Source organism: Pseudoalteromonas arctica A 37-1-2, from assembly GCF_000238395.3.
GTDB classification, from domain to species: domain Bacteria; phylum Pseudomonadota; class Gammaproteobacteria; order Enterobacterales; family Alteromonadaceae; genus Pseudoalteromonas; species Pseudoalteromonas arctica.
Map to the genome: position 1 here is coordinate 1,584,232 of NZ_CP011025.1, position 10,359 is coordinate 1,594,590.

A 10,359-nucleotide genomic window follows, 5' to 3' on the forward strand; every position below is an offset into this window, starting at 1 on the left:
AAAAGATTAATACCAACCCGCAATAATACTTAATCATTTTTAGGGGCTAAACGTGCCGTTACCTGCGTTAAAAAATTCTCATTTAGAGCAACTAAATAGCGAATTTTTTGCCTAGCTATCAACACGTTTTTCCATCCTCAAAATAGATCACTTAATTAAGCGGATTGGTATAAACTTTTTTGTTACCTTGAACATATACTTAATTAACAAAGTCAGTCAATTGAATAACATTCAATTAATTTAAGGGTTTTTATAATTACATTTAGTTGTTTTTTATAATGATCATTGTTTTAGTTATATAGCGAAGGTAATTGCTAAGTAATTGATGGATAATGAATTATATTTAAAAGTTAAATTTAACGTTTAATTAACTGGTAAGATGAGATGGGTGGTTTAAATTAATTATGGGTAGGGAATCATTTTTATTGGGCTGGCAATAAATAGCTGTTGAGCTATAAATATTTTTTAAAATTTAAAATACAAATAAACCCATTAAATGTTAACTAAATTAACATTTAATGGGGGTACTATAAATTATGTACTACTTATTAGAACCTATACTTTAAAGCATGAAGCAATTTTGTTTTTATAAGTAATTGGTATAAAAAAGAGTGCTAAAAATAGTGTTAAAATTTAATTTTTCCAACAAGCATATCTTTAAACATTACCCAATCTCCCCATAAACTGTAAAAAGGGTGTTTAAAAGTAGCAGGGCGGTTTTTTTCAAAAAAGAAATGTCCGACCCACGCAAATCCATATCCAATAACAGGTAATAGCCATAATAAACTGTAGTGTTGTTTTAATAATGCTATTGCGATTACAGCAAGAACAAGGGTGCTTCCTATAAAATGTAAGCGGCGGCAAATCACGTTGCGGTGCTCTTTTAAGTAATAAGGGTAGAAGGCTTTAAAGCTTTTAAACGTGGGGTTTGTACTTTGCATAGTGTGCTCTTTTATTGTTTTTTATTTTAATGAGGGTCGTGCTATTAAAGCGTAAGTTTACATTTGTTTACAGCGATAAATGGCGCTTAACGCATCTAAATAGACAAAAGGGCTAAAAGTTAATAACTTAGGCGCACTATTAATAAATAAGAATGGAACTCAGGATGTTTAAACATACTCTAGCGTGTGCTGTAATTGTAGCGCTTAGCGGCTGTTCAGAGCCAACTAATACGGTAACTCAAGAAGAAGTAAAAGCACCTATGAAGCAAGTTAACGCAGTTATATACCCAGAAACAAAAAAAGGCGATATCGTAGACACCTACTTTGAAGAAGCCGTTAGCGACCCATATCGTTGGCTTGAAGATGATATGAGCGACGAAACTGCCGATTGGGTTAAAACGCAAAACAATTTAACGTTTTCTTATTTAGAACAAATCCCTTATCGCGATAAGTTAAAGCAGCGCCTTGAAAAACTAATGAACTACGAAAAAATAGGCGCTCCTTTTACTGAAGGCGATTACACCTATTTTTATAAAAACGATGGTCTGCAAAATCAATATGTTTTGTACCGCAGTAAAGATGGCGGCGACGTAGAAGTATTTTTAGATCCAAACAAGTTTAGTGAAGATGGTACGACGTCTATGTCGGGTTTATCGTTTTCAAAAGATGGGTCATTACTCGCGTATCAAATATCTGAAGGCGGCAGCGATTGGCGCAAAATTATAGTTATTGATGCACATACTAAAGAGCAAGTTGAAGAAGCGCTTGTTGACGTTAAATTTAGTGGCATTGATTGGTTAGGCAACGAAGGTTTTTATTATTCAAGTTACGAAAAACCTAAAGGCAGTGAACTTTCGGCTAAAACAGATCAGCATAAAGCGTATTACCATAAGCTAGGTACTGCACAGTCTGCTGATAGTGTTGTATTTGGTGAAACTGATGAGCAAAAACATCGCTATGTAGGCGCTGATGTAACCCATGACGGCCGCTACTTACTTATTTCAGCTAGTACGTCTACTTCAGGCAATAAGCTGTTTATAAAAGATTTAACAAAAGAAAACAGTGAGTTTGTAACAGTTGTTGGAGATACTGATTCAGACACATCAGTTATTGATAACGAAGGCAGCAAGCTGTTTTTAGTTACTAACCTTAATGCACCAAACAAAAAAGTAGTGACGGTTGATGCAAGTAATCCAAGCCCTGAAAATTGGGTTGATTTAATTCCTGAAACCAAAAACGTACTAAATCTTACAAAAGGTGGCGATACCTTTTTTGCTAACTACATGGTTGATGCGATTTCGCAGGTAAAACAGTACAACAAAAAAGGCGAGCTAATTCGCGAAATTACATTACCAGGCGTGGGTACTGCACGTGGTTTTGGCGGTAAGAAAGATCAAACAACGCTTTATTATTCATTCACTAACTACAAAACACCAGGTACTACTTATACGTTTGATGTAACTACGGGTGAATCGGGTGTTTATCGTAAGTCGGCTATTGATTTTAATAGTGATGATTACACGTCTGAGCAAGTGTTTTACACCTCAAAAGACGGTACTAAAATACCGATGGTAATTACCTATAAAACAGGCATTAAGCTTGATGGTTCAAACCCTACTATTTTATATGGTTACGGTGGTTTTAATATTAGTTTAACGCCAAGCTTTAGCCCCGTTAATGCTGTATGGCTTGAGCAAGGTGGTGTGTACGCCGTTGCTAATATTCGCGGTGGTGGTGAGTACGGTAAAGACTGGCACAATGCCGGCACTAAATTGCAAAAGCAAAATGTGTTTGACGACTTTATTGCCGCAGCTGAGTACTTAAAAGATAAAAAGTATACGTCTAAAAAGCGCTTAGCACTTCGCGGTGGATCTAATGGTGGTTTGTTAGTTGGCGCAGTGATGACGCAGCGCCCAGACTTATTTCAGGTGGCTCTACCTGCTGTAGGCGTACTTGATATGCTGCGCTACCATACCTTTACCGCAGGTGCCGGTTGGGCGTACGACTACGGTACCAGTGAGCAAAGCAAAGAAATGTTTGAATACATTAAAGGTTATTCACCACTTCATAATGTAAAAGCAGGTGTTGAGTATCCAGCGACTATGATTACAACCGGCGACCATGATGACCGCGTTGTCCCTTCGCATTCGTTTAAGTTTGCCGCTGAGCTTCAAGCAAAGCAAACAGGTAATAATCCAACGCTTATTCGCATAGAAACCAATGCGGGGCATGGTGCAGGTACTCCAACGAGTAAAACAATTGAGCAGTACGCTGATATATTTGGTTTTACGCTATATAACATGGGCGTAGAGTCATTATAAAAGCGCTTTAACAAAATAGCTAACTTTAATAGCTGAGCAAAAAGGCCGAGCAAATTAAATTTACTCGGCCTTTTTAATGTTTGCTAGTAGTTAGTAGTTAGCAGTTAGCTATTGCATAGGTGAAAACAATCGTTGATACGTTTTATAAGCGTACTCGTCGGTCATTCCGCTTAAGTAATCGCAAATTATGCGCATCCCTTGATTTTGTTTTTCGGCTTCTATGTATTGTGCTTGTGTAGTTTCGGGCAATAAACGCAGCGGATCGCTAGCAAACGCGGTAAATAACTCTATTAGTAAGTTTTGACCTTTGAATTCTATTTGCTGCATTTCGGGGTCACGTATTAAACGCTGAAACACAAAATGCTTAAGTATTTGCAATACACTGTCGTATTGGGCATCTAATTTAGCGGTGTACTTTAAAATAGGGCATTCAAAGTCATCGTTTTGTATATCTAAATGTATATGAATAATAAAGGTATTAACCAGCTCACCTATGGCATCTTTTCGCTCATAATCATTTTTTGAAAACAAACGCTTCGTGAGCGACTCAAGCATGGTGTTTAACCAGTCAAAATTTAGTGCTTTTAAATGAGGTAGAGCATGAGTTTGCCAATCGTCTAGCGTAAGTACATGGGTTGCAATGGCATCTTCTAAGTCGTGTACGGCGTATGCTATATCGTCGGCATGTTCCATTATTGCGCTATCGAGCGATTTATACGTTGTTTTAGCGCGGTACTTATCAATAGCGGCATGGTTACCCAGCAACGTTTTATCGTTTTGACTCAGTGGTTCTACTATCCAATTGAATATGGCTGCATCGTCGTTGTACAACCCTTTGGCAGGTCGCCAATCATCTGCTTTTATAAATGCACGACCGGTTGTATCGTCGGGAATGGTATGCCAAAGCGTATTAATAAACGCGGGGTATTTTATAAAACCTAATAAAGTACGACGAGTTAGGTTCATCCCGTGCCCATTACTGTAGGGCTCAAGTTTTGCAACTATGCGCAGTGTTTGTGCGTTACCTTCAAAACCACCGTGATCGCGCATCATGTAATTTAGCGCTATTTCACCACCATGGCCAAAAGGTGGATGGCCAATATCGTGCGCCAAACACAGTGTTTCTAGCAGTCCGGTTGATGGAAAGTGCGTAAAGTCGCTATGTTGCGCTTTTAAGTGGCGCAATATGCCAGTACCAATTTGCGATACTTCTAAAGAGTGGGTAAGGCGAGTGCGGTAAAAGTCGTTTAGGCCAATGCCCATAATTTGGGTTTTAGCTTGCAAACGCCTAAATGCAGCTGCATGAATAATACGCGAACGATCGACCTGCCACGGCGAGCGATTATCGTTAGGACGATGTTTATATTGCTCTATTATTCGGCTTTGCCATTGTTTATTCATACTGCTTACTCACACATAGTTAATATTATTAAACTTTGCCCAGTATACCCATGGACTTATAAATTGCGAATGAACAAATGCACTACATAGGCTCTGTTTTATCTAAAATTCAAATACACTGCTGAAAATTCAACCGTAAAAGGTCATCAAACCCCAGTTATTCGCGTTTATAAAGTGGCTTAGGTATAATGCGCCTTCGTATGCTTGTGTATTAACCATGCATAGCTGTTGTTTCAAAGAGAGAATACATGTTAAAAACGATTTTTAAGCTTTTACTAACCGTGTTTTTTGTATGGGCGCTTGCATATCCGTTTATACAAAATGATGATGTTGAACTAGATGAACAAACGTCAGAACAACCAAAAAAAGTGAAGAAAAAAGAAAAACCATTACATAATGTAAAACTGCCAAAATTTTCAGAATTTAGTGATGTTAAAGAAAAAAAACATGCATTTTTTAGCTTTATTCGTCCGCACGTTGAAGCCGAAAATAAAAAAATATTACAGCAACGCGCTAAGCTCGAAATAGCACGCATGATGTTACAAAACGAATTACCTTTAGAAAAAAAGCAAAACAAAGATATTGCTAAAATTTTAAAGTCGTATGACTTACCAACCACGGTTGATACGCTAATACTTACGCAAGCACTACGCCGTGTTGATATAATTCCTAAAGAATTAGCGCTTATGCAAGCTGCAAACGAATCTGCATGGGGCACATCACGTTTTGCACGTATTGGCCTTAACTTTTTTGGTCAGTGGTGCTACACAAAAGGTTGTGGCATGGTGCCAAAACGCCGTAATACCGGGGCTGCGCACGAAGTTGCTGCGTTTAAATCGGTAAGAGCTGCTATAAACTCTTACTTTAAAAACATAAATACGCATCCTGCTTATAAAGATTTGCGCGCAATACGTGAAAACTTACGTCTTGAGCAAAAACCAATTTTAGCGACTGAACTTACACAAGGTTTAATGTCTTACTCTGAGCGCGGTGAAGCGTATATAGAAGAGTTAAACACGATGATTAGCCAAAATAGAGCCTACTTTGATGAATAAATACATTTTTAATTGTACCAACGCTATTGTGTTAGTGCTGCTGAGCATCAGTGCATTTAATGTAAATGCGAGAGAGTTTGTGATGTCGTATGACGGTTTTTACGACCGCTTAAAAATTGTTAACAAAGGCGATTTTCAATATGCGCGAGTTAACTTTTACATTAGTGATATTGGTACTAATGAAACATGTGCGATTAAAAGCGGTACTATTTTAACCGAAAGAAACGAGTATCCACTTAACTTTACCGATAAAGCACAATTACTATTGCCGTTCGATAAGCAGCTTGATACCGATAAAGCGGTCATTGTAGTAGAGCCGCTCAATCCTGTACACGATTGCCAATTAAAGCTACAAATAGAAGCAAACGAACTTGAAGGTTTAGCATTTTCAAAGCAGTCGTTATATACCATTAACGAAGAACTTGATGAGCTATTAACTGATTTGTCGGGCTTTTTTGTAAGTAAATTAATGTGGTTTTTATTACCAGAGCAAAAGGGCGTAGCAGTTACATTTAAAAGCCCAATGCAATTTGATGATGAAAATATAACGTGTGAAAAGTCAGTGTGTTATTTTGCAGTTGAAGATAGCTGGGAAGATGATAGCGCAGTGCTTGGCGATATATCGAACGTTATTAAAGTAACGCCTTGGATTGTTAAGTAGCTCACATACAAAAAGCGGCATTTAGCCGCTTTTTTTGTACCAAAATCAGTACTCGTTTTTAGTCTTTGGTTTTTATTTAATAAGTGGTGCTGATGAATCGCGCTGCATTAAAGTAGGTTCAAAAAAGCGATTTATAACGAGGTTTTTATTTTGATATACGTCTTTAAGCACTAATTTAGCTGCCATTTCGCCCATTTTCCCGACCGGATTATCTATGGTCGTGAGTGTAGGGTAAAGGTAGTTTGCAAAAATAACGTTATCAAATCCAACAATCGATAAATCAATTGGTAAATTATAACCGTGCTCTCGTGCATACTTCATGGCACCGGAGGCCATTTCGTCATTGGCGCATACCAGTGCAGTAAAGCTAAGTTTTTCATCAATAAAATGTTTTAAGCCTTTACTACCGCCAGTTTCGTTAAAGTCGCCAATATAATAAAGCGTAGGATCAAATTTAACACCAGCCTCTGTAAGCGCTTGTTTATGACCTTCTAAGCGGTTAAAAGCATCGGCTTTAAACTGCGGGCCTGCAATGTACGCTATTTGTGTATGGCCTTGATTTAATATCGATTTAGTGGCTAGGTAACCACCTAATTGATTATCTAGGCTGATACAGTTGTCTTTTAGTTGCTCTACGTAACGGCTCATTAAATAAACGGGTGTAGAGCCTTGGCTTAGTTTTATTAGGTAGTCGTCTGAGACGGCTTCTACGTGCAAAATAATGGCATCGCAGCGTCTGCTAATTAAAAACTCAATGCCTTCTTGTTCTTTGTCTTCTTCACTGTGTCCGGTGGTAATAATAACGTGTTTACCCGCAGCACGAAGCTCTGACTCAATACCTGCCATCATTTGGGCAAAGAAAGGGCCATGTAACTCAGACACTAAAATACCGACACTGTTAGTACAGTTAGAGGCTAAAGATTGCGCTATTGAATTAGGCTTGTAGCCAAGCTGCGCCATAGCATCAAGCACTTTTTGTTTAGTTTTATCGCTTACACGGGTATTTTTGTTCATCACGCGAGAAACGGTGGCTAACGATACGCCCGCAAGCTCTGAGACTTGATAAATTGTTGCCATGTTATTTGTTCACTCGCTTATCCTTAACTACTTCGGCTAAATAATACCTTAGAGTATATATCTTAACTAGCTGTTAGTTTAGATTGAATATTTTCAACAACCTGATTAGTCAGTGTATATTTTTTCATTATGTAGGCAACAAATAATGAGCCAAAAGCAGGTAGTACAGTGAATGACAGTAAAATACCGTGTTGGGTATCAAGAGTTTGTACTGCATCGGCCTGATAACTGTAAAAAGATAACAACCAGCCTGCAATTGCGCCGCCTACAGCCACGCCCATCTTAATAAAAAATATAACGCCTGAATAAACCAAACCCGTAATGCGTACACCTGTTTTTTCATGCCCATAATCTATGGTGTCGGCCATTTTTGCCCACAACAATGGGGTTGCCATATCTAAAAAGAATTTCCATAAAATAAAGGCAGTAAATGCGAGTACTAATTGATCTTTACTAATAAAGTAACTAAAACCACAAATAGCGGCGGCAATAACTTGTAAGCTTATATAGGCCTTTATTTTACAAAAGCGCTTTGCAAGTGGTTGAGCTAAAGCACAACCTACCATGCTGGCTGCAACACCTAGCGTCATAAATAAAGTGATTAAATCGTCTCGACCTAAATAGTATTTTACGTAGTAAACAGCAAGCGTAAGCCTCAATACTTGCCCGGTAAGTAAAAAGAATGCAGCTAAGCAAAGTGTTCGCCATTGATCGTTTTTAATTAATGCTTTAACACTTTGGGCAAAAGGAATGTTTTGCTCTTTAGGCTGTTGTATACGCTCTTTTGTGCCTAAAAAACAAAGTAAAAACAGTACAAAGCCTAAAATGCTCATTGCAGTCATTGTGTATTGATAGCCCTTTGCTGCATCGCCTTGGCCAAAATACTCAACCATTGGCATAGTACAACCCGCTACTATAACGCCGCCTAACATACCAAATACAAACCGGTAAGACTGAATAGTCACGCGCTCTTTTGCGTCGCTTGTAAGTACGCCGCCCAATGCACAATAAGGAATATTGATAGCGGTGTAGACAACCATAAGTAAAGTGTAGGTAGTAAAGGCATAAATTATTTTATCGGTGCCTTCTAAATCGGGCGTAGTGAACGCTAAAATACTAATAATGGCAAAAGGGAGGGCAAGCCAAAGTAAGTAGGGGCGAAAGTGCCCCCAGCGCGTATGTGTTTTATCAGCAAGGTTACCCATTAACGGGTCGGTTACGGCATCAAAAATACGCACTGCTAAAAACATAGTACCTACAACAGCAGGCGATAAACCCACTACGTCTGTGTAGTACAGCATTAAAAACATCATAACTGTTTGAAAAATAATATTACTGGCGGTGTCGCCTAAGCCATACGCTATTTTTTCTTTTACACTGACCATGATTGTTTATCCCGCTTTATACTTGTTTTTAGTTGTGGGTATACTCTTATCTTTTAGAGATGAGTTCTTTATAAGCTAAGCCACTATTTTTAATGGTGCGTTGCTGCGTCTTATAATCTACATACACAATACCAAAACGTTTTAAATAACCTTCTGCCCACTCAAAGTTATCCATTAAGCTCCAAGCAAAGTAGCCATCTATAACAACACCTTGTTCAATCGCATTATGAACCGCATTTAAGTGATCATTATAGTAATTTAAACGATCTAAGTCGTTAACTTCACCATTATTATATGTATCGGGCATGGCTGCGCCATTTTCTGTTATATAAATAGGCGGTAGGGTGTATGTTTTATTTAGCGATACGAGCAAGTCGGTGAACGATTGCGGATAAATTTCCCATCCCATATCAGTCAACGGACCCGTTGGTGCAATGGGTTCATAAATGTCAGTAGGATGCGCCTTATAAACTTGGCGGGTATAAAAGTTAATGCCTAAGTAATCAATTGGCTGAGAAATTAGTTCCATATCACCAGGGTGTATGTCTGGTAAATGATCGCTTGGTAATTGGTTAATTATATCGGGGTACTTACCATCCATTATTGGTTTCATGTACCACTGATTTAAGTAGTCATCAGCGTATTTGGCACTGTCTATGTCTTGTTGATTATCGGTAAGTGGATATGCGGGTGTAAAGTTAAGCACAATGCCGTTTTGAGTATTAGGCGATGTTTTATTTAGCACGTTCATGGCCAGACCATGAGCGAGTAATAAGTGATGAGCTGCTTTTTTACCATACTGCTTGCCGACTAGGCCTGGGGCATGTATGCCAATTTCGTAACCCAAAAACGCGCTGCAAAAGGGTTCGTTTAATGTAGCGTACGAATACACTCGAGTTCCAAATGCGTTAGTAATTAGTTCTACGTATTGCTCAAATGCGTAAGCAGTTTTTCTGTTGAGCCAGCCGCCTTCATCTTCAAGGTGTTGCGGTAAATCCCAGTGGTACAAAGTAACAAAGGCTTTTATATTTTTTTGTTTTAGCTCATCTAAAATATCAGTATAAAACTTAACGCCTACAGGATTTAACTTTCCGTCTTGAGTCATCACGCGAGGCCATGAAATAGAAAGCCTGTAAGCATCAACACCTAGAGACTCTATTAAATCTATGTCTTGTTGCCAATTATTGTAATGATCGCAGGCAATATGACCATGTGAATTGTCAGCAATTTTACCTGCAGTACTACAAAAGGTATCCCAAATACACGGTAAGCGATGCTCATATCCGCCCTCTATCTGAAATGATGCTGTAGCTACACCATAAACAAAGTCTTTTGTTAATAGAGGTGAATTAAATGGTAATGATATTTTTGTCATTGGTTACAAACCTTTTTGAGAACTTAATTGCACGCTTAGCGCTTATTTTTACTGACTTTCAGCGGGTACAAAACATTATTAAAAATAAAAGTTGTTGAAATATGTAACATGTTCGTATTTAATTAGCCGTGAAAGCGCTTACA

General features: G+C 38.3%; 8 protein-coding genes. 3 read left to right on the forward strand and 5 right to left on the reverse strand.

Features of this window, described 5'->3' with window-relative positions; genetic code table 11:
* Positions 1–626 precede the first annotated feature (626 nt).
* On the reverse strand, positions 627–941 hold the full coding sequence (locus PARC_RS07150) for an Mpo1-like protein (protein WP_010552524.1): 315 nt from the start codon (positions 939–941) through the stop codon (positions 627–629).
* 164 nt (positions 942–1,105) lie between these two features.
* On the opposite strand from PARC_RS07150, the gene PARC_RS07155 reads away from it, so the two are divergent.
* Complete coding sequence (locus PARC_RS07155) at positions 1,106–3,262, forward strand: prolyl oligopeptidase family serine peptidase (protein ID WP_010552525.1); 2,157 nt, start codon at positions 1,106–1,108, stop codon at positions 3,260–3,262.
* Between the two features lie 108 nt (positions 3,263–3,370).
* On the opposite strand, the gene PARC_RS07160 is transcribed toward PARC_RS07155, so the two are convergent.
* Positions 3,371–4,663 (reverse strand): anti-phage deoxyguanosine triphosphatase, encoded by a 1,293-nt coding sequence (locus PARC_RS07160; RefSeq protein ID WP_010552526.1) that lies wholly within the window; start codon positions 4,661–4,663, stop codon positions 3,371–3,373.
* 248 nt (positions 4,664–4,911) lie between these two features.
* Here PARC_RS07160 and PARC_RS07165 point away from each other — a divergent pair, with 248 nt between their 5' ends.
* A complete protein-coding gene (locus PARC_RS07165; RefSeq protein ID WP_010552527.1) occupies positions 4,912–5,718 on the forward strand; it encodes a glucosaminidase domain-containing protein in 807 nt (268 codons plus the stop codon).
* On the forward strand, positions 5,711–6,379 hold the full coding sequence (locus PARC_RS07170) for a DUF2987 domain-containing protein (RefSeq protein ID WP_007585308.1): 669 nt from the start codon (positions 5,711–5,713) through the stop codon (positions 6,377–6,379). The genes PARC_RS07165 and PARC_RS07170 overlap by 8 nt, the downstream gene beginning before the upstream one ends.
* Before the next feature lie 72 nt (positions 6,380–6,451).
* Here the strand turns inward: PARC_RS07170 and PARC_RS07175 are convergent, their stop codons facing one another.
* The 3 genes from PARC_RS07175 to PARC_RS07185 all read right to left on the reverse strand — a co-directional run bounded on the left by PARC_RS07175 (position 6,452) and on the right by PARC_RS07185 (position 10,216).
* Positions 6,452–7,456: a LacI family DNA-binding transcriptional regulator gene (locus PARC_RS07175; protein WP_010552528.1), complete on the reverse strand. Its 1,005-nt coding sequence runs from the start codon at positions 7,454–7,456 to the stop codon at positions 6,452–6,454.
* 62 nt (positions 7,457–7,518) lie between these two features.
* On the reverse strand, positions 7,519–8,841 hold the full coding sequence (locus PARC_RS07180; protein ID WP_010552529.1) for a glycoside-pentoside-hexuronide (GPH):cation symporter: 1,323 nt from the start codon (positions 8,839–8,841) through the stop codon (positions 7,519–7,521).
* Positions 8,842–8,887: 46 nt separating this feature from the next.
* The gene (locus PARC_RS07185; protein WP_007585304.1) at positions 8,888–10,216 is read right to left on the reverse strand and encodes a GH1 family beta-glucosidase; all 1,329 of its coding nucleotides are present in this window, start codon (positions 10,214–10,216) and stop codon (positions 8,888–8,890) included.
* Between the last annotated feature and the right edge of the window lie 143 nt (positions 10,217–10,359).

Excerpts from the sequence above, each read along its gene's own strand:
- PARC_RS07150 (WP_010552524.1), bottom strand. The coding sequence starts at position 941 with ATGCAAAGTACAAACCCCACGTTTAAAAGCTTTAAAGCCTTCTACCCT.
- PARC_RS07155 (WP_010552525.1), top strand. The coding sequence starts at position 1,106 with ATGTTTAAACATACTCTAGCGTGTGCTGTAATTGTAGCGCTTAGCGGC.
- PARC_RS07160 (WP_010552526.1), bottom strand. The coding sequence starts at position 4,663 with ATGAATAAACAATGGCAAAGCCGAATAATAGAGCAATATAAACATCGT.
- PARC_RS07165 (WP_010552527.1), top strand. The coding sequence starts at position 4,912 with ATGTTAAAAACGATTTTTAAGCTTTTACTAACCGTGTTTTTTGTATGG.
- PARC_RS07170 (WP_007585308.1), top strand. The coding sequence starts at position 5,711 with ATGAATAAATACATTTTTAATTGTACCAACGCTATTGTGTTAGTGCTG.
- PARC_RS07175 (WP_010552528.1), bottom strand. The coding sequence starts at position 7,456 with ATGGCAACAATTTATCAAGTCTCAGAGCTTGCGGGCGTATCGTTAGCC.
- PARC_RS07180 (WP_010552529.1), bottom strand. The coding sequence starts at position 8,841 with ATGGTCAGTGTAAAAGAAAAAATAGCGTATGGCTTAGGCGACACCGCC.
- PARC_RS07185 (WP_007585304.1), bottom strand. The coding sequence starts at position 10,216 with ATGACAAAAATATCATTACCATTTAATTCACCTCTATTAACAAAAGAC.